The following is a 19,501-nucleotide window of genomic DNA, read 5'->3' on the forward strand; positions in this document are numbered from 1 at the left end:
CTACTACTACTACACAGATAACATTCCTATGGAATGTTTCTTTTATATTATTTAGTAAGGCTGATTCCGTTAGGAATCATATTATCTGTTAGAAAGCCAATCTGAAAGAGAAAGGACAGTCCGTAGGACTGCTATCTCAAAATATGCAGCCCAAAAGACTGCAAATTAATTTATACTTTAAGATCAGCTTCTAGACCAATCAAATCCTGATTTGCATCGATAATCGGCTGAACTTCATTCGCAATGAATTCCTCCGTCTGTATTGGCGCAAAACCGATGAAGTTTTTAGGATCAAGAACCTCTTTTAATTTTGATTTATCTAATTTTAAAGAATTATCATTTAAAATTCTATCGATAAGGTCATTTTCTTTACCTTCTTCTTTTACCTTTTTAGACGCTTCCATAGAATGAACTCTGATTACTTCGTGGATTTCCTGACGGTCGCCACCAGCTTTCACTTCCTCCATAATGATGTATTCTGTTGCCATAAACGGCAATTCTTCCATAATATGTTTGTTGATTCTGTTCGGATAAACCACAATTCCGTTCATAATGTTATTCCAAATCAATAGAATTGCATCAACAGCTAAGAAAGCTTGTGGAATGGTTAATCTCTTGTTTGCAGAATCGTCCAATGTTCTTTCAAACCATTGTGTAGAAGCTACCATTGCAGAACTTGTCGTTAAAGACATTACATATTTTGCCAGTGCTCCGATTCTTTCGCTTCTCATTGGATTACGCTTGTAAGCCATTGCGGATGAACCGATTTGGTTTTTCTCGAATGGTTCTTCAATTTCCTTGAGGTTTTGAAGTAAACGTAAGTCGTTGGTGAATTTATGTGCAGATTGAGCGATATTTCCTAATAAAGCCACCACTTTTGCGTCAATTTTTCTGTCGTAAGTCTGTCCGGAAACTCCGAAAACCTTTTCGAAACCGAATCTTTTTGACAATTCTTTATCTAAATGTTTAACTTTAGAATAATCACCGTTGAAAAGCTCAAGGAAACTTGCAGCAGTTCCGGTAGTTCCTTTTACACCTCTGAATCTCAATGTTTCTAAGAAGAAATCTAATTCTTCGATGTCAAGAACTAAGCTTTGTAACCAAAGCGTTGCTCTTTTCCCAACAGTCGTTAACTGAGCCGGTTGGAAGTGTGTGAATCCTAAAGTCGGTAAATCTTTGTATTGAATTGCAAAATCAGAAAGATTTTTCATCACGCTCACCAACTTTTTCTTTAAAATTAAAAGTCCGTCACGGATTTGAATTAAATCGGTATTATCTCCTACAAATGCCGAAGTGGCTCCCAAGTGAATAATTCCTTTTGCAGAAGGCGCTACATCTCCATAAGCGTGAACGTGAGCCATCACATCGTGACGAAATTTTTTCTCGTAAGCTGCAGCCGCATCATAATCAATGTTTTCTGCATTGGCTTTCAATTCAGCGATTTGCTCGTCTGTGATGTCAAGTCCAAGGTCTTTTTCGATTTCAGCAAGGGCAATCCAAAGCTTTCTCCAGTTCTGGAACTTGTTGTTATGCGAAAAATTAAACAACATTTCTTCACTGGAATAGCGCTCTTCCAATGGATTTCTGTAGGAATTCATTTCTTTCTTTTTACTTTTTTTAGATTACACAAAAATAGGAATTTTCATTGAGAATTTAAAATCATAAAAAGTTCCCTCGATGTAATTTTTTAGAAACACAATTATCCTTAATTAATCAATAAAACTATAACTTTGCAACCCGCTATTAAGATGGAATTATGAAGAAATTGGAAATCAAAAAAAATATTCAAAAATTAGAAGATAAGCATCTTTCTTTCCGCGTTTTTGAATTAAGTGAAGAGAATTTAAGCCCATATCTAAAGCCTCATAAAAAAGACCATTTTTTTATTCTTGTGATTGAAAAAGGAACATTACAACTCCATATTGAAGATAAAATTCATTCTTTAAAAACCGGACAAATTTCCGTCGTATTTCCAGAGCAGGTTCATTTTACTTCAGATTTAAGTACAGATTTAAAAGGTAAGATTATCCTTTTTGAAGAAATTTTGTTCTGTTCCGATATTTTGAAAAACGAACTGAGTACGTATAATGTCAATCTTTCCACTCAACTAAATTGTACCATTTTATCTGCCGAAGATTTTGAACAAAGTGTAAATGCGATCAGAATTATTAAAGGAATTTATGAACATCCAAGCTTGATAAAAAAAGAACAGGCGAGATTTCAGATTAAAATATTTTTGTTAGGTTTGATAGAATCCGTTCACGGTTTGCATCCAATTTTACATAAAGAAACAGTCGACAAACCCATTTATGTTCGGTTTAAAAAATTATTGAATGAACATTACAAACAATATAGAACCGTTCAGTATTATGCCGAAGAACTAGCTATTACTCCTAAAAAATTAAATTCAATTACTAAAAAACATTGCGGAGAAACGGCGATTCAAGCGATTCATAATAGAATTTTAATTGAAATAAAGCGTCAGTTAATGTTTTCCGACCTTTCTCATAAAGAAATTGCTTTCGATTTAGGATTTAATTCACCTTCTGCCTTAAACAAATTTGTAAAAGCAAAATTGAAAGAAACGCCAACCGAACTTCAGCAAGAACTGGCGCAAATGTATAACGCATAGTCTTGTTTGTATAACAACGCTCGTTTTGGTTGGTCTACTTTTGTCTCATTAAAATTTCATATAAAAAATGAGCAAATTATTTATTGCAGGAGAGGTTTTCCACGGAGCTGGAACTCTTTCTGAATTAGCAAATATCAAAGGCACAAAAGCGGTAATCGTAACTGGCGGAAGCTCGATGAGAAAGAGCGGAACGTTGGATAAAGCGCTTGCTTACCTTACTGAAGCTGGAATCGAAACTAAGATCTTCGATGGTGTGGAAGAAGATCCTTCATCTGCAACTTGTGCAAGAGGAGCTGAATTGATGCAAAATTTCCAACCAGACTGGATTATCGGTTTGGGAGGTTGTTCAGCAATTGATGCTGCAAAAATTATGTGGGTTTTCTATGAATATCCTGATGCAGATTTCGATGCGATGACCAAGCCATTCACGGTTCCGGTTTTAAGAAACAAAGCAAAATTTATCGCAATCCCTTCTACAAGCGGAACAGGAACTGAAACTACTGGTCTTGCAGTAATTACTGACAGAGAAAAAGGCGTAAAATACCCTATCGTTTCTTACGAATTGACCCCGGATATCGCAATTGTTGACGGTGAAATCTGTGCTTCAATGCCAGCTCACGTTACATCAAATACTGGTCTTGATGCTTTGACGCACTGTGTGGAAGCTTACGTTTCTAATATCGATAACAATATTGCAGATGCTCTTTCTAAAGGTGGATTGGAGATTGTTTTTGATAACTTGAAAGAAGCGGTAGAAAATCCGAACAATATTGTAGCCCGTCAGAATATGCACGATGCATCATTTATGGCAGGTTTGGCGTTCAACAATGCTTGGTTGGGAATCGTTCACTCCTTATCTCATCAGGTTGGGGCTTTGTACGGAATTCCTCACGGAGCTTCTAATGCGATTTTCCTTCCAAATGTGATTCGTTATAACGCTCAAGCAACAAACCGTTTTCCTGATTTAGCAAGAGTAATTGGTAAAGAAACTGCTGAAGATTTGGCTCAGGCAATTGAAACTTTACGTTCTGAAGTTAACAATCAAGCAGCAATCAAAGAATTCGGAATTTCGAGAGAAGATTGGGATAAGAATCTTGATTACATCGCCAACAATGCTTTGGTAGATCCTTGTACAGGTTTCAACCCAAGAGTTCCGACTTTGGATGAGTTGAAGGCTATTTACAATGCTTGTTATGAAGGTCTTGTTTACGCCGAGGAAGTTGTAGCAAGATAAAACTGTAAAAATGTATTAATGGTTTACATTAACTCGGATTAAAATAGAAACAGGAAGTCAATTTGATTTCCTGTTTTTTCTATTTTCAATTTATTATTTGATATGGAGCTTGATTTAACTTAAATATCATTATTTGATCCAATATTCGGCTAGATATTTGCATTTTACCCTTAAATTCGTATAAAATGGTGTCAAAAATTACCTCAGAAATAAAAGTCAGCGTTACTGCAGAATATGACAACTTTAATAGTTATCCTTCTGAAAACCGTTTTGTATTTAGATATCATATTGAAATTCAGAATCTTGGAGCAGACACAGTGAAGCTTCTTAGCAGAAGATGGATGATTTACGACCTTGGTTTTGGGTTTACTGAGGTTGAAGGTGCTGGTGTAATTGGTTTGACTCCAATACTTGAGTCAGGAGAAAGTTTCAGCTATTTCTCCAATGTGATTCTTAAATCTGGCGTCGGAAATATGGAAGGCTCCTATCTATTTGAAAGTTTTGGAAAGCCCGACTTATATGTTGAAATTCCGAAATTCAACTTAGTTTCAGAAGTTTTGAGTAATTGATTACAATTGGAACTATAATTTATATTATTTCGGGCGTTAAAGTATTTTAAAACGTTTTCCAAAGACAGAATTTACTTCCTCATTATTTGTAACCATCAGTCTTTCAAAACTCAACAAAGAAATTTTTGCGCAAACTTCGGCATCTGCATCTGCACGGTGATGGTTGAATTTGATCTGATGATACTCAGCTAAATTTTTTAAGCCATAACTTTTCAAATCTTTCCATGCTTTTTTAGCAACTCCAATACTGCACAGATAATTCATATTCGGTTTAAAGAAACCATAATGATCCAAACAACTTCTTAAAACACTGGCATCAAAAGAGGCATTATGCGCAATCATAAGATTTCCATACATTAATTTTTCAATCTCATACCATACATCACCAAAAGTGGGAGCGTATTGCACATCTTCTGGTGTAATACCGTGAACCGCTATATTATGATGATTAAAATAAGGATACGACGGTGGTTTTATCAACCAGGATTTAGTTTCCTTGATCTTCCCATTTTCTACAATGCAAATTCCCAATTCGCAAGCAGAGTTTCTTTCGTGCGTGGCCGTTTCAAAATCGAGCGCTATAAAATCCATAAAATGCTAATTTTTTGATCCGGAAAAATGTTTAAAAATCAACCATTTTGTTTGATAATAAGGATCTATTTGACTTTTTTGTCTCAATTGTATTGATTTGGGTAAATGCCAATAAAATCCAACGTGTGATTTTAAAATTGCCCAAAAATGTCTCCAACCATTTTTATAGGCTAAATAAACAGCAGCATAAGCGTCTAAATTCAACCTAAAAAATAAAATAAAAAATACTTTTGAAGCAGGTAAATTCTTCAACAACATAGTCAGATTATTTCTGAAATTGAGAAAAGTTTTTTGTGGATTTTGTTTGTTCAATGTTCCACCACCAACGTGATAAACTTTGGATTTTCCAGTATAATAGATTTTTCTTCCAGCGTTTTTCAGTCTCCAGCAAAGGTCTATTTCTTCTTGGTGCGCAAAGAATCTTTCATCAAAGCCATTCATATCCCAAAAATCTGCTGAGCGGATGAATAACGAACAACCAGAAGCCCAGAAAATTTCAGTTTCATCGTCATATTGACCATTATCAAATTCTATGTCATCAAAAACTCTTCCTCGACAATAAGGATAACCTAAATTGTCTATCAAACCACCAGCAGCACCAGCAAACTCAAATTTCTGCTTTTGATTATAATCCAGTATTTTTGGTTGGATTGCCGCAATATTATTGTCTTTTGAGAATAGTGCAATAATAGGAGAGAGCCATTTTTCTGTAACCTCTACATCAGAATTCAGCAAGCAATAAATATCAGCCCGAATCAACTTCAAACCTTCATTATAACCAGCTGCAAACCCAGAATTCATTTTATTCTGAATAATGTTTACCTCAGGAAAATTGTCTTTTAAAAAAACAATAGAATCGTCTGTGGATGCGTTATCAATTACAAAGATTTCTGCTCCGGAAGAATGTCTAATCACCGACGGAAGAAATTTTTCCAACCAAGTTTTACCGTTCCAGTTAAGTATAGCAATCGCAATAGTCATTATTCATCATATTTTTTAATTGCATCCTTATATTTCCACCTTCTGTGTGACCACAGCCAGTTATCGGGTCTTTTTCTAATGGTATTTTCAAGCAATTTATGAAACTTTCTCACTACCTCATATTCTACAAACCGTTCACCATCCGGATAAATTCTATGATAATTGACCTGATAATATCCTCTTTTCACTTTTTTCATCTCACAGTATATAAATACCATATCCATCCTCGTAGAAAGTTTATCATACCCAATGAACGCTGGCGTTTTCTGATTTAGAAATTTTAAACCGTAATTGACGTGCGAGGAATGTGGTGTTTGATCTGCGACAAACATATAAACAGAATCTCCATCATTTGGAGTTCGAAAAATATGTTTTATTACTTCATTGGCTTCCAAAGATTTATTATTAAACCTGTTGCGAACCATTTTTATTTTTTGCTCCCAGAATGTACTGTTAATTTTTCTGTAAACAGGATGACAGTTTTTCTGAGGAATGATAGTTGCCAAGGCATTAAACCATTCCCAGTTAAAAACGTGTCCGGATAATAAAATTATATTTTTTCCTTCAGCTTTTGCATCGTGGAATAGTTGCTGATTCAAATGCTGCATCCTGACTCTGGATTCTGTCCTGGAAATTGTGAAGGCTTTAAGCATTTCAGCTAGATAATCACAGAAATTAGAGAAGAAAAGTTTAGAAATATTTTTTATTTCCTTATCTGATTTTTCAGGAAAAGCATTTCTCAGATTTTCCAATACAACATCTTTTCTATATCCGATAACGTAATAATTCAATAAAAACATTATATCCGAAAAGAAATATAATACTTTTAAAGAAAATCTGGAAATCAATAATAATATGCTAAATAGGAATTGATTCAATGTATAATGAATATTGGCAAATATACTGAAAAATGGCTAGATTTTTGTTGATCTTCGGGGTTAAATACAATCAACTTTTAAGATAATATGAAAAAAACAGTTCATAAATTGGTTTTAGTTTCTAGCTTATTGACATTGTCTTTTTACAGTTCGCAATCCTCGGTAAACAGTTTGTCTAAAGAGCAAATTGGGGCTAAGAAAAAAGCTGCTGCAGAAGAAAAAGCAAAATTGCCAAAGCCATATCATCCAGAAGCCAATGCCGCTTTGGATATAAAGAAAGCTATAAATCAAGCTAAGAAAGAACATAAAAATGTGATGATCCAAGCAGGCGGTAATTGGTGTATATGGTGTTTAAGATTCAATGATTACGTTCAGAAAACACCGGAGCTGAAGAAAATCGTTGATGATAACTATGTGTATTATCATCTGAACTGGTCACCAGAAAATAAAAACGAAAAAATCTTTGCTACTTATGGTAATCCTGGAGATCAATTCGGTTATCCAGTTTTTATAGTTCTCGATGAAAATGGCAATCAAATTCATACTCAAGACAGCGGAGTTCTGGAAGATGGAACTGGCTATAGTCTGGAAAAAGTAAAAGATTTCTTTACAGCCTGGACGCCCAAAAAATAAAATAGTTGACACAAAAAAAACCACTTCGATTGAAGTGGTTTTTTCTTATGAAGTATCTTGTTATCTTAAGCTTCATCAGTTTTAGGAGCATCCTCTTTTTTAGCAGGAGCTTCAACCGGAGCATCAGAAACGATATCAAACTCATAGTTGTACTCAACATTTCTGTGAAGTCTAACAAGTGCAGAGAATTTACCTGTTCTTTTAATAGTGTTACCAGGGATTTTGATGTATTTTTTATCAACTACTACACCAGCTTTTGCTAAAGCAGCAGCTAGGTCAGCATTATTGATAGAACCAAACAATTTATCACCAGCACCAACTTTTGCAGGAATAGTGATAGAAGTTTTCTTTAATTGATCTACTACACCATTTGCGGCAGCCACCAATTTAGCTTCTTCTTCTTTTCTGGATTCCAAAGTAGCTTCCAATTGAGCTTTGTTCTTTGGAGTTGCCAATAGTGCAAAACCTTGAGGAATCAAAAAGTTTCTTGCATAACCCGGTTTTACGTTTACAGTATCAAACTCAAGTCCTAAGTTCTCTACATCTTTTTTTAGGATAATTTCCATTGTTGTTGTCTTGTTTAGATTCTAGAAGTTAGAGGTTAGAAATAAGAAGTTAGAAAGTCTAATATCTGAGATCCAATATCTAATATCTAAAACAGTTAGAATTAAATTATTATTCAGCAACAAAAGAAGCAGGCGAACCTACTTCTTTTATTATTTTTTTTGTTCTTATTTCAAAAGATCCGCTACATAAGGCATAAGAGCTAAATGTCTTGCTCTTTTGATAGCAGCAGATACTTTTCTTTGATATTTAAGAGAAGTTCCTGTATATCTTCTTGGTAAGATTTTACCTTGTTCGTTTACAAACTGAAGAAGGAAGTCAGCATCTTTATAATCTACGTGCTTGATTCCGAATTTTTTGAATCTACAGTATTTCTTTTCAGATTTAGTGTTGATATCAAGTGGAGTAAGAAATTTTACTTCTGATTCACCTCCAGCAGAGGCTTGTTTTGCCATATCATCTATTGCCATTGTTTTAAATTTTAAAGGTTAATAATTAAGCTTTAGCAGATTTTAGTTTGCTTCTTCTTGTTACTGCATAATCTACAGCGTGCTTGTCAAGTTTAGTCGTTAGGTAACGGATTACTCTCTCATCACGTTTGTAAGCAGTTTCTAGATCAGCAACTACAGTTCCTTCTCCTTTGAATTCGATCAAGGTATAAAAACCATTCTTTTTCAATTGGATAGGATAAGCCAATTTTTTAAGTCCCCAATTTTCTTTGGCAACGATTTCGCAATTGTTTGAAGTCAATAGATCTTCAAATTTTTTCACTGCTTCCTCCACCTGAGCATCAGATAGAACGGGAGTTAAAATGAAAACAGTTTCGTAATTGTTCATAATGTTAATTAATTTTAATTAAAAATTCGAGTTGCAAAAGTACAACTTTTTTCTGAACTACAAATATTTTTCATAAAAAATCCCGCCAATTAGCGGGATTAAGATTATTTTTAATTAATAATTATTCTTTGATGACTTTGGTAGAAGTAGTAGTACCGTCAGCCAAAGTGGTAGTTACAACGTATACTCCAGTTCCTAATTTGCTTAGATCAATTTGAGATTTAGCTTCATTCAGTTCTTTTGTCATAATTTGTTTTCCTGTGGTATCAAATACTTTTACAGACTTGATATTTCCAGCAGCCTCAAGCTTAAGAATATCTTTCACTGGGTTTGGATAAGCCTTTATGTTATCTGCTTTATTAACATCTGAAACAGCAAGTGAAGCAATATTTAATGTATAATCTTCAACTTGTCCAAATGTAGATGTTCCGCAAGGTGTGATGTTTGACGTTGAAGAACCTGAGTCATTCAATCTAACTCTCATACGAGTGGTAGTAGCAGTAGCTCCCGCTGGAATTGTAATACTTCCCGTCCAAGGTGACTTTTTAGTAGCTGTAACCAATACCTGCTCGCCAGCATCATTAAAATCCTTATCATTATTAAAGTCAATCCATACTAAAACGTGATCTTTATCATAAGATGTACCTGTGAAACTTGCAGTAAAGCTATACGTTTGTCCTGCGTTTACATTTCCAATGGTCGAAGTAAAATCTTCATATCCGGCAGTAGCTGTAGAATTCTTGTTGATGTTAGCAAATGTAACATTAGAGATCTTCTCAAAGCTTGTAGATGTTGCACCTGCAGTACAATAGGTTGGCGCCATTGTGGTAAATGAATAAACTGTACAACCTGTTGCGGAGCCAGCTGCGTTCTTGGCAATTACTTTCAAATAGTAAGTACTTGACGGATCAAGATTAGTTGCTGTATAAGTAGTTGTTGTAACTGTATTTACAAGTGTTGTAGGGTTTGTATTCTTATCAAGATAAACTTCATAAGACGAAGCAGCTGAAGTACCTGAAGGCGCAGTCCACGTGATAGGCAATGATTGGTATGCCACATTAGTAGCACCGTTTGCAGGAGCTGTTACTGTTGCACAGTTTGGTACTGTAAGTGTTGTAAAACTGTAAACAGTACATCCAGAAGCAGAGCCTACACTGTTTTTAGGTACAACTTTCCAATAATACTTTGTATTTTTTGCTAAACTAGTTGTCAATGTATAACTTGTACTTGGTGCATAGCCTACTAATGTTGTAGGATCTGTATTGGTGTCCAGATATACATCATAAGAGTCAGCATTTGTAGCAGCAGCCCAAGTCAGTGTCGGGGTTATAGAAATTCCTGTCGCTGAATTAGCCGGTGTACTAAGGGTAGTACAACCTGGCGCTGTAGTTGCAGGAGGTGTTGTTACCACTTTAAAATCATCTACAGCAAAACCGAACTGATCTTCAGAAGTACACTGAATAGCAATATAAACCTTCTGACCTGAATAGGCATTTAAGTTATAAGTATATTCGTGCCAAGTTGCATCAGAAGGAGTTGTAACAACAGGTGAAATTGCAGTAAAGTTAGCAACTGCCGTCCCTGTAGTGGAGACTAAAACCTTAAACTTTTCCGCACCATATTGTGCATCACAACCTTTAGCCCAAAAACTTAATGTCGCACCTAATCCAGCAGTTAGCTGTATCTGAGGAGAGATAAGCCAATCATTGTTCCAAGGCGCTGATGTTGCAGCAAATGCCACCATTATCTTATTACCAGATTTTGCCGTCCAGTCGGAGGTGTTTGTCGGTGTCATCGCCGGCGATGTGGTAGTGGAATTAAAAACCTGAAATGACTTGGCAACCCCTGTGTTCGGAAAAGATATGCCTTCAAAACCATAAGTTGTTTACAGGTCTACATCCGTAAGTGTCCAGTTTCCTACGTTGGCAATCGCAAAATCTGTGTAGGTTTCAAAACTGTCTTCAAATATAACAGTTTGTGCCTTTAATGTATTTGCAGAAAATAATATTCCTGCTGTACATAACGAAAATAGAATTTTTTTCATAAGATAATTTATTTTTAAATTCTCTCAAATTTAGCAAAATAATTCTGAAATAAACAAATTATCTCATCAAAATTTAACAATTATAAAGCAAATACCTGTAATGATTAAAAAAAACCTATTAGTTATCTAAAACAATCTACACACAAACTGTAATAAGTATAAGAAGTAATGCGAAAATTCGATCAAAAAATATTTATACCTAATTTTTTCTTATTTCCTTCAAGAAATTTACTTTCAATTCTTCATATAAGGAATGTCGGCTTACCAAAACCGAAAATATAGAAGACATCATTCCTGCCAGCATCAAATGAAAAATAAGTGAATGTCTGTCCGTCATTTCCAAAACCAAAATAGCTGAAGTAAAAGGCGCACGCGTGATTCCTGTAAGAAAAGCCACCATACCTGCAAGAATCAGCACATTCGTTTCATTATCTGATAGATTCATCAGATTAGCAAAAACACTTCCTATAGAAGCACCTGTGGAAAGCGCAGGAGCAAATATCCCTCCAGCGCCACCAGACGTAAAAGCGAGCGCCGGACCAAGCATTCTGAGAACAGGTACATACCAGGCTTCTGTTTTATTATCAGTAAAAAGCACCCTTTCTATAATATCCTTTCCGGAACCTAAAATATCCCTGTTGATAAAATACGCAATCGTCGCGACAATAAGTCCACAAATCAATAAAAATATGATATTGCTAAAATCTGTTTTTAGTTTTTTCTTAAGCCGACTAATCTTCAACATCGCCACAGAAAGCTGACTGCTAAGAATACCTGCAATTCCTGACACAAAAATAATCGGAAACATAATCCACAAAGTCACACCTTGTGTTTTTGGATATCCTAAGTAGAGATAAGAGCCCGCCAACGTTTGCGCCGTAAGTCCAGCAATGATGACCGCTGTAAAAAGTGCCGTCTTAAAATAGTTGATATGCGTTTTGGATAATTCCTCAACCGCAAAAACAATTCCGCCCAATGGTGTATTGAAAGCTGCAGAAAGCCCAGCAGCAGCGCCTGTTAGTATCATATTTTTCTTAGAAATTTTCGGCCACCAGCTTGGAAGATATTCATAGACTTTGCGAAAAACCGAACCTGCAATCTGGATGGTTGGCCCTTCACGCCCAATGGCTCCACCTGATGTTACCAAAACGAAACTGGAAATTATTTTTATGAATAGAATCCTAAAACTTAACAGCTTCTGTATATGATGATTATCTCTTGGATTAGCAAGTTCTACAGCCGCCATCACCTGCGGAATCCCACTTCCTCTTGCAAATGGCGCATATTTTTTTACGAGCCACCAAGAAAGTACAAATCCCAGAGGTGCAACTATAAAAATCATCCAAAGATGCCAACTTAAAATTTTATTTAGAATATGTTCGCCAAAAGCAAACAGCTGAGCATATAAAACAGCAATCAAACCTGTAATCACGGAACCAATCCAAAAAGGAATAGCCTGCAAAAGATTCTGTTTCAGATGCTCATTTCGGATGTTGTCAAAAGAATTCTTCAGTATTTTTCTGATGTATCGAAATAATTTCTTCATAGTGATGATTTCAAAGTTTCAGGATTGTGAAGTCTTATGATATTTGCTCCTTTTTGTAACAACTTTTCATGTAAGTTTAATGTTTCTTTTTCAACCTCATTTGGTTGTTTTCCGAGCGGTTTGTATATAAAAGATTTTTTTGAAATTCCAGCAAGAATCGGAAATTTTCCAAATCCGATATACTCAAAATCCTCAATCATTTTATATTGGTCTTCAACTGTTTTTCCGAAGCCAAATCCAGGATCGAGAATAATATCTTTAATTCCTTTTTGTCTTAAAACATTTACTTTTTCCGAGAAAAATCGATTGATAGAAAGGATAATATCATCAAATTCAATTTTATCGTGCATCGAATCATAAGTCGCATTGATGTGCATCAATATATAAGGCAAACCTGTCATTGCAACATTGTCCAAAAGTTCAGAATCAAACTGTCCTGCAGAAATATCATTCACAATATCAATTCCTTCATCATAACCAAACTTTACAACATCTAAATAAAATGTATCCAGTGAAATCAAACTTTCCGGAAATTCTTTTTTGATTAATGAAATGACATTTCCAATTCTTCTGATTTCTTCATCAGCTTTCAAATATTCAGCATTTGGACGGGTTGACTGTGCGCCAATGTCAATAATTGTTGCGCCATTTTTCAATAAATTTTCAGCTTGATGCAAGGCTGATTTTTCATTATTGTATTTTCCTCCATCAGAAAAAGAATCCGGAGTCAGATTCAAGATTCCCATTAATTTTGCTTTTGACAAATCAATCAATCTGCCGTTACAATTGATTGAAAAAAACTTTGATTGATTAGAATTGGTAATAGAAAATTCCATTTTAAAATTTGAAATATTAAATAGTTTGTTTAAACCACATAGACACATAGGTATTATTTGAATCTAAGAAAAAATAGCTTAATTCTACTTTGTCTTTTTTAATTGTATATCTATAAATTTCTATTTGCCTATGTGGTTTTAAAATTTATTAGATTTTTAATTCGTTATTGCATAAACTGCAAAACTGGCTAACCAATGATCGCCGCCATAATTACCTTGAAAAATAATTGGTAATGAGTTTTCAATGAATTTTTCCCTTGAAATCTCAAATTGCTTTCTAATTGGATTTTTTTCTGGTAAAGCAGTGATAATATTTTTCATAGCCCAAGCTTTCGAAAATGACAATCCCACAAGATGAACAGTTTGATAGTCATTAACATCACTTATTATAGGTATTTGTTCAATGTTTTCCAAGCTTCTTTTTTCGTAAAACAGATTCAGCCATTTTTCAAAATCTTTCTGAGGCAAAATTCTGCTCATCAATTCTGCAATTTCTAAACTTGGCGAAAAGAAATCGCTTCCGTCTGGTTCCAGATAAGCTGGTGTTTTAACATTATTCAAATAGAAAATCTTGGCTTTTGCAGACAATTCTTCCTCAAATGACTTATCTCCAACTTCTCTTGCCCAATCGATAGCAAAACTTATTGCAAATGCAGTATTCGGGTGAACGCCGGTTCTATTAGGATAAGTTTGTTTGGGTAAATAAGCTTTCCACAGTCTCAAGATTTCATCTGTCAAAGGTTTTAAATCTTTATGCCAGATTTTAGTTTTTGGATGATTCCATCTTGCTAATTCTTCATCCAATTTCAAAATCCAAGCCCAACCATAAGTTCTTTCGAAATTTTGCGCCACTTGATATTTGGTAAAATAAGACGCTTCTTCTTTTATTTTTTCAGGCGAAAAAGATTCATCCAAGATAGAAATGATTTTATCTTTATTTTCCAAGTACGGAACAGTTCTCAATAATCTCAGCAGCATCCAATGTCCGTGGACAGAGCTATGCCAATCAAAACAACCATAAAAACTCGGATGTAGTTCTTTTGGAGTCAAAATCGCATCTTTCTCACTATTAATAACGTGTGCAGTTTTATTCGGATACTCTTGATTGATACACTTCAACGGCATCGAGGCAAGTTTGCTGGCCATTTCTGTTGTCAGTTCCAATTTCTGTTGAGCATTGATGAAGACAGTAGATACTAGAAAAAAAGAAACGGCAAATCGCATAGAATAATTTTAGAGTCATAAAAATAGATAATTTTTCTGATTACTATCAATAAATTAACTCCAAACAAAATTTGTATCTTTGACCAATTAGACAGATTTATGCACAATACTTCCGCTCAGTTTGACGATGTTATCAAGGTTTGTAAAGACCTTTTTATAAAGAAAATGAAAGATTATGGAACCGCTTGGCGCGTTCTCCGTCCAAGTTCTATCACAGACCAAATCTACATCAAAGTCAGCAGAATCAGAACGTTGCAAATGACGGATGTGAAAATGGTGGATGAGAGTGAAGAAGATGAGTTTATTGCGATTATTAATTACTCGATTATTGGATTGATTCAGTTGGAGAAAGGTTTTTCTGATGAACTGAATGCCAATCCGGAAGAAATTCTCAGCCTTTATGATTCTTATGCGCAAAAAGCAAAAGAATTAATGGAACGCAAAAATCACGATTACGGCGAAGCGTGGCGAGATATGAGAATTTCGTCTATTACTGATTTGATTTATCAAAAAGTTTTAAGAACTAAACAGATAGAAGATAATCAAGGAAAAACTTTGGTTTCCGAAGGTTTGGATGCCAACTATTTTGATATGTTGAATTATGCGGTTTTCTGTTTAATAAAGATGGAAGTTGGAGGTCGGATGATGGAAGATTAAAAAAATCTGTTAAATAATCAAAGATGAGTTTTAAATTTGAAAAATTAATTATTTGGCAAAAGTCTATGGATTTTGGAGAGAAGATATTTCTAATTTCCAAGGATTTTCCAAAAGACGAAATGCTCAATTTAGTTTCTCAAATAAGAAGAGCTGTAGACTCTATAGCTTTAAATATTTCGGAAGGCTCAATTTTACAATCAACGGCAGAGTTTAAGAGATTTTTAGGTTTTTCTATTCGTTCTTTAGCAGAAGTTGTCACTTGTTTATATAAATCAAAAAATAGAAATTATATTTCGGAAGAAAAATTCAAAGAATTATATAACGAATCATATCAATTAATGAATCAAATTATTGGATTCAGAAACCAACTAAAAGATTAATCTATGCATAGTATTGTCAACATCCATCTTCCATCCTCTAACTTCCATCTCTAAAATTATGAAAGCAGTTCTACGCTATATTGTTGCACTTATATTCATCGCTTCCGGATTTGTAAAAGCTGTTGATTTGAAAGGGTTTTCTTTCAAATTAGAAGAATATTTTTCGCCAGTGGTTTTCAATTTACCTTTTTTGGAAAAATATGCTTTAGCATTTTCAATTATTGTAGTTGTTCTGGAATTGATTCTTGGATTTATGTTATTGATGAAAATCAAGCTTAAAGAAACACTTTATGCACTGATTGCACTTTGTGTTTTCTTTGGTTTTCTGACATTTTATTCCGCTTATTATAATGTTGTAACAGATTGCGGATGTTTCGGAGATGCGCTGAAATTCACGCCTTGGCAATCCTTCTGGAAAGATATCACGCTTTTAGTTTTATTGTTGATTCTGGCGGTTCTTTACAGAAAAAGAGAAGAAGATGAAAAAGTCAGATTTGGGAAATTACCATTGTTGGGCGTTTTTGTTTTAGTAATGATTTTCGTGATGTACAGAGGAATTGCGCACGAACCGATGATAGATTTCCGAGCATATTCTATCGGAACTGATTTAGCAGCTGAGAAGCAAAAAATTGCACAAAATCCTTCGGAGTATAAGACGTTTTATTCACTTAAAAATTCCAAAACTGGCGAAGTGAAAAAAGTTGACCAAGACGAATATATCAATAAGGAATATTGGAAAGACACGACTTGGCAAATTGAAGATGGAAAAACAACTTCTGAAATTTCGAAAAAAGGCTATGAATCAGAAATCTCGAAGTTCAAAGTAGAAGACACTAATGGAAATCCAATTACAGACGAAATTCTTAAGGAACCGAAAGTTGTTTTAGTGTTTACCTACAAACCAAAAGAAGCAGATTTAGAATTAGTTAAAAAAACAGAAACTAAAGCTTTGACAGAAAAAGCAAAAGTTTACGGAATCACTACTCAGCCGAATTTCTATAAACAAATCCCAAATTTTCTAATGGACGAAATTGCCATCAAAACTATTGCGAGAAGCAACCCATTTGTATTAATTTTGGAAAAAGGAAAAGTGGTTGAGAAATTGGGTGCGAAAGATTATTTGGATAAATAGTCATAAATTTGAATTCGTTGAATGAAAAACATTAAAAATGAATTACAGAATATCATTACAGGAAATGGACAAATTGGCGATAAAAACCTTATCAAAACAATCCAAGACGTCCTTAGAAGAAATGAAAAATCAATCCAAATCTCTTCACAAAACAAGCTTGTCAAAAGTGAAGAAGAAATCTTTCTAAAAAATATTATTGAGGCGGAAGATCTTACTTATAAAGAAGAGATTTCCGAATCAAATTATATTTCAGAAGGTGCAGAACAAAAAGTTTATAGATTGGATCACAAATATATCATTAAACTGAATGATACTATATTTTATGCATCTTGGAAAGATTATTTTAACAGCCTACTGATTCATAATTATTTTTTCAATTCAACAAAATATGAATTGTTAGGCTTCAAAATTATCAACAAAAAGATATTTGCAGTTGTGAAGCAAAGATTTGTTAAAGCAGATGAAACTGTAGATTTAGAACAAGTAAAATCTTTTTTGGAGTTCAATAACTTTCGTAACGTAAGAAATAATGATTATCAAAATGATGAATTAGGATTAATTTTCGAAGATTTGCACGACGAAAATGTTTTGATTAATAACGGGATTCTTTACTTCATAGACACTATTTTTTATCTTACAGACAATTTTTATAAATAAATTAATGAGAAAATCAAATAAACCAATTGCAGGTTATCATTTACTGATGATTTTGTCCGCTGTAGACGGCATTATCAAACCGGAAGAAGGACTTAAAGTTCAGGAATATATGGCGGAAGAATTTCCGTTCCGTTTGAACTTGGACGACGAATTGGAAATCATTGCTCAATTAACAGCAGATCAATGGAAAGAACATTTCGAATTTCACGCAAAATGTTTCGAAGAAGATTCTACCGAGAAAGAAAGAAAAGACTTTATCCAATTTGCAAAATCCCTCATCAAAGCTGATAATGAAGTGAGCGATGAGGAGCATCAATTCTACATATTATTAAAAAACATTTGGAATTTAAATTAAAAATATAATGAGAAAAAACATTGTTGCAGGAAACTGGAAAATGAACAAAACTTATGCTGAAGCACAGGAACTGATGGCTCAGCTTTTAGAATACAAAAAAAATAATACGACAAACTGTGAGGTTTATATCGCTCCGCCAGCTTTATATCTTACCGCTGCCAAAGAAGTTTTCAAAAATGGGGAAGTAGGCGTTTTTTCTCAAGACGTTTCTGAGTATGCAAGTGGCGCTTATACAGGCGAAATTTCTGTGGATATGTTAGCTTCTGTTGGTGCAAATGGAAGTTTGGTTTCGCACTCAGAAAGAAGAACTTTCCACGGAGAAACCGACAGCCATGCCAACAGAAAAGTAAAAGCTCTTTTGGACAAAGGTTTGATACCAATCTATTGCAACGGTGAGAAATTGGAAGAGAGAAAATCTGGAAAATATTTAGAAGTTATCAAGAACCAAACAGAAACAGCTCTTTTCACTCTTTCTGCCGAGGAAATCAAAAAAGTTGTGATTGCTTACGAACCTGTTTGGGCCATCGGAACTGGCGAAACGGCGACTGCAGAACAAGCACAGGAAGTTCATGCATACATCAGAAGCCTGATTGCTGACAAATACGGAAAAGAAGTTGCTGAGGAAGTTTCTATCCTTTACGGAGGAAGTGTAAAGCCAGACAACGCGAAAGAAATCTTTTCCCAGCCAGACGTAGATGGTGGTTTGATTGGCGGTGCAGCACTTAAAATTGAAGATTTTTCCAAGATTATTGAAGGATTCAATTCCTAATTAATCAAAAATATAGATTGTCAAAGTAATATCATTTTACTTTGACAATTTTTTTAGGAGCTTATTGACTCCGTCGAACAGTTATTTTGTATTTTTTATTTGGAGCTGTTTCCCGCTTTCCGTTGCAATCTTTTTTGCCTCAAGGTTTGTCATCCAAAAGCAGATGAAGTCCAAGCAAAAAAGGATTTCCACTGCAAAACGAGGAACGAGTTTCGACGATTCAAATAGAAAAATATAAAAAGAGAGTCAATCGGGGCTAGGGTATCTGTCATCCAATTCAGTTTTTGTCAACAATTCAACTTTATACATTTTTCTTTTCTAAAATTTTAAGATTTCATAAAATGAAAATAGAACATCTCGGCATCGCAGTAAAATCTCTATCAGATTCAGACAATCTGTTTGCAAGACTTTTAGGTAAATCAAATTATAAACAAGAATCTGTAGAAAGGGAAGGTGTAACCACATCTTTTTACGAACTTGGAGAAAGCAAAATCGAGCTTTTGGAAGCTACAAATCCTGAAAGTCCCATTGCAAAATTTCTAGAAAAAAAAGGTGAAGGTATTCATCATATAGCATTTGGAGTAGAAAACATCCAAAATGAGATTGAGAGACTAAAAAAGGAAGGATTTATTTTCATCTCAGAAGAACCTAAAGAAGGCGCTGATAATAAATTAGTTGTCTTCCTGCACCCGAAATCTACCAATGGTGTGCTAGTGGAATTGTGTCAAGAAAAACCGTAAAACATTTGGAAGATAAAGAAATTTTGTTATTTTTGCACTCACAAAATTTAACCAAATTTTGAGGTCCTATAGCTCAGTTGGTTAGAGCACCTGACTCATAATCAGGTGGTCCCTGGTTCGAGCCCAGGTGGGACCACTCCTTTAAATCAAGCACTTACAGATATGTAGGTGCTTTTTTTGGCTTAAATAATTTGTTGAGTATAACATTAGTACAACAAATAGGGGATTAGTTTCAAAACTTG

23 protein-coding genes and 1 tRNA gene are annotated in these 19,501 nt (G+C 34.5%); 12 read left to right on the forward strand and 12 right to left on the reverse strand.

The window, feature by feature from the left end; translation table 11 throughout:
* Nucleotides 1-170: 170 nt before the first annotated feature.
* Nucleotides 171-1,598: an adenylosuccinate lyase gene (gene purB, locus EGH73_RS00045; protein WP_123280124.1), complete on the reverse strand. Its 1,428-nt coding sequence runs from the start codon at nt 1,596-1,598 to the stop codon at nt 171-173.
* A gap of 158 nt (nt 1,599-1,756) precedes the next feature.
* Between purB and EGH73_RS00050 the strand changes: the two genes are divergently transcribed.
* The 3 genes from EGH73_RS00050 (at nt 1,757) to apaG (ending at nt 4,435) form a co-directional block, all read left to right on the forward strand.
* Complete coding sequence (locus EGH73_RS00050) at nt 1,757-2,632, forward strand: AraC family transcriptional regulator (protein ID WP_123280125.1); 876 nt, start codon at nt 1,757-1,759, stop codon at nt 2,630-2,632.
* Between the two features lie 67 nt (nt 2,633-2,699).
* Nucleotides 2,700-3,866, forward strand: a complete 1,167-nt coding sequence (locus tag EGH73_RS00055; RefSeq protein ID WP_123280128.1) for an iron-containing alcohol dehydrogenase — start codon at nt 2,700-2,702, stop codon at nt 3,864-3,866.
* A 185-nt stretch (nt 3,867-4,051) separates the two neighbouring features.
* On the forward strand, nt 4,052-4,435 hold the full coding sequence (apaG, locus tag EGH73_RS00060; protein WP_123280129.1) for a Co2+/Mg2+ efflux protein ApaG: 384 nt from the start codon (nt 4,052-4,054) through the stop codon (nt 4,433-4,435).
* A 36-nt stretch (nt 4,436-4,471) separates the two neighbouring features.
* On the opposite strand, the gene EGH73_RS00065 is transcribed toward apaG, so the two are convergent.
* From EGH73_RS00065 to EGH73_RS00075, 3 genes are read right to left on the reverse strand one after another with little or no spacing between them, the layout of a single operon-like run.
* Nucleotides 4,472-5,026: a 3'-5' exonuclease gene (locus EGH73_RS00065; protein WP_123280130.1), complete on the reverse strand. Its 555-nt coding sequence runs from the start codon at nt 5,024-5,026 to the stop codon at nt 4,472-4,474.
* Between the two features lie 6 nt (nt 5,027-5,032).
* Entirely contained in the window at nt 5,033-6,007 is a 975-nt protein-coding gene (locus tag EGH73_RS00070) for a glycosyltransferase family 2 protein (RefSeq protein ID WP_123280131.1), read from the reverse strand.
* Nucleotides 6,007-6,885, reverse strand: coding sequence for a lysophospholipid acyltransferase family protein (locus tag EGH73_RS00075; protein ID WP_123280132.1), 879 nt, complete (start codon nt 6,883-6,885; stop codon nt 6,007-6,009). Before EGH73_RS00075 ends, EGH73_RS00070 begins: the two co-directional genes overlap by 1 nt.
* An 87-nt stretch (nt 6,886-6,972) precedes the next feature.
* On the opposite strand from EGH73_RS00075, the gene EGH73_RS00080 reads away from it, so the two are divergent.
* The gene (locus EGH73_RS00080) at nt 6,973-7,518 is read left to right on the forward strand and encodes a thioredoxin family protein (protein WP_123280133.1); all 546 of its coding nucleotides are present in this window, start codon (nt 6,973-6,975) and stop codon (nt 7,516-7,518) included.
* A 65-nt stretch (nt 7,519-7,583) separates the two neighbouring features.
* Here the strand turns inward: EGH73_RS00080 and rplI are convergent, their stop codons facing one another.
* The 8 genes from rplI to EGH73_RS00115 form a co-directional block, all read right to left on the reverse strand.
* Nucleotides 7,584-8,084 (reverse strand): 50S ribosomal protein L9, encoded by a 501-nt coding sequence (gene rplI / locus EGH73_RS00085; protein WP_089770803.1) that lies wholly within the window; start codon nt 8,082-8,084, stop codon nt 7,584-7,586.
* Between the two features lie 165 nt (nt 8,085-8,249).
* Entirely contained in the window at nt 8,250-8,552 is a 303-nt protein-coding gene (gene rpsR, locus EGH73_RS00090; RefSeq protein WP_027382072.1) for a 30S ribosomal protein S18, read from the reverse strand.
* A gap of 25 nt (nt 8,553-8,577) precedes the next feature.
* A complete protein-coding gene (gene rpsF, locus EGH73_RS00095; protein ID WP_123280134.1) occupies nt 8,578-8,919 on the reverse strand; it encodes a 30S ribosomal protein S6 in 342 nt (113 codons plus the stop codon).
* A 121-nt stretch (nt 8,920-9,040) separates the two neighbouring features.
* Nucleotides 9,041-10,783, reverse strand: coding sequence for a GEVED domain-containing protein (locus EGH73_RS00100; RefSeq protein WP_245985340.1), 1,743 nt, complete (start codon nt 10,781-10,783; stop codon nt 9,041-9,043).
* Nucleotides 10,784-10,804: 21 nt separating this feature from the next.
* Nucleotides 10,805-10,963 (reverse strand): hypothetical protein, encoded by a 159-nt coding sequence (locus tag EGH73_RS13945; protein WP_184808038.1) that lies wholly within the window; start codon nt 10,961-10,963, stop codon nt 10,805-10,807.
* A gap of 199 nt (nt 10,964-11,162) precedes the next feature.
* Nucleotides 11,163-12,509, reverse strand: coding sequence for a chloride channel protein (locus tag EGH73_RS00105; protein WP_089770806.1), 1,347 nt, complete (start codon nt 12,507-12,509; stop codon nt 11,163-11,165).
* Entirely contained in the window at nt 12,506-13,345 is an 840-nt protein-coding gene (gene folP / locus EGH73_RS00110) for a dihydropteroate synthase (RefSeq protein ID WP_245985335.1), read from the reverse strand. The genes EGH73_RS00105 and folP overlap by 4 nt, the downstream gene beginning before the upstream one ends.
* Before the next feature lie 156 nt (nt 13,346-13,501).
* The gene (locus tag EGH73_RS00115; RefSeq protein WP_123280136.1) at nt 13,502-14,569 is read right to left on the reverse strand and encodes a DUF2891 domain-containing protein; all 1,068 of its coding nucleotides are present in this window, start codon (nt 14,567-14,569) and stop codon (nt 13,502-13,504) included.
* Between the two features lie 99 nt (nt 14,570-14,668).
* Here EGH73_RS00115 and EGH73_RS00120 point away from each other — a divergent pair, with 99 nt between their 5' ends.
* From EGH73_RS00120 to EGH73_RS00155, 8 genes are all read left to right on the forward strand, one after another.
* Entirely contained in the window at nt 14,669-15,226 is a 558-nt protein-coding gene (locus EGH73_RS00120) for a DUF1599 domain-containing protein (protein WP_123280137.1), read from the forward strand.
* A gap of 23 nt (nt 15,227-15,249) precedes the next feature.
* Nucleotides 15,250-15,606, forward strand: a complete 357-nt coding sequence (locus EGH73_RS00125; RefSeq protein WP_089770809.1) for a four helix bundle protein — start codon at nt 15,250-15,252, stop codon at nt 15,604-15,606.
* Between the two features lie 58 nt (nt 15,607-15,664).
* Nucleotides 15,665-16,738, forward strand: a complete 1,074-nt coding sequence (locus EGH73_RS00130; RefSeq protein ID WP_123280138.1) for a BT_3928 family protein — start codon at nt 15,665-15,667, stop codon at nt 16,736-16,738.
* A 21-nt stretch (nt 16,739-16,759) separates the two neighbouring features.
* Nucleotides 16,760-17,395, forward strand: a complete 636-nt coding sequence (locus EGH73_RS00135) for a putative polyvalent protein kinase domain-containing protein (protein ID WP_245985338.1) — start codon at nt 16,760-16,762, stop codon at nt 17,393-17,395.
* A 4-nt stretch (nt 17,396-17,399) separates the two neighbouring features.
* Entirely contained in the window at nt 17,400-17,750 is a 351-nt protein-coding gene (locus tag EGH73_RS00140) for a tellurite resistance TerB family protein (RefSeq protein ID WP_089770811.1), read from the forward strand.
* A gap of 7 nt (nt 17,751-17,757) precedes the next feature.
* Nucleotides 17,758-18,519: a triose-phosphate isomerase gene (gene tpiA, locus EGH73_RS00145; protein WP_123280139.1), complete on the forward strand. Its 762-nt coding sequence runs from the start codon at nt 17,758-17,760 to the stop codon at nt 18,517-18,519.
* A gap of 341 nt (nt 18,520-18,860) precedes the next feature.
* Complete coding sequence (gene mce, locus EGH73_RS00150; RefSeq protein ID WP_089770813.1) at nt 18,861-19,259, forward strand: methylmalonyl-CoA epimerase; 399 nt, start codon at nt 18,861-18,863, stop codon at nt 19,257-19,259.
* 62 nt (nt 19,260-19,321) lie between these two features.
* Nucleotides 19,322-19,395: transfer RNA gene (locus EGH73_RS00155), tRNA-Ile, on the forward strand.
* Nucleotides 19,396-19,501 lie beyond the last annotated feature (106 nt).

This window comes from Epilithonimonas hominis (assembly GCF_003730015.1).
GTDB classification, from domain to species: Bacteria; Bacteroidota; Bacteroidia; order Flavobacteriales; family Weeksellaceae; genus Epilithonimonas; species Epilithonimonas hominis.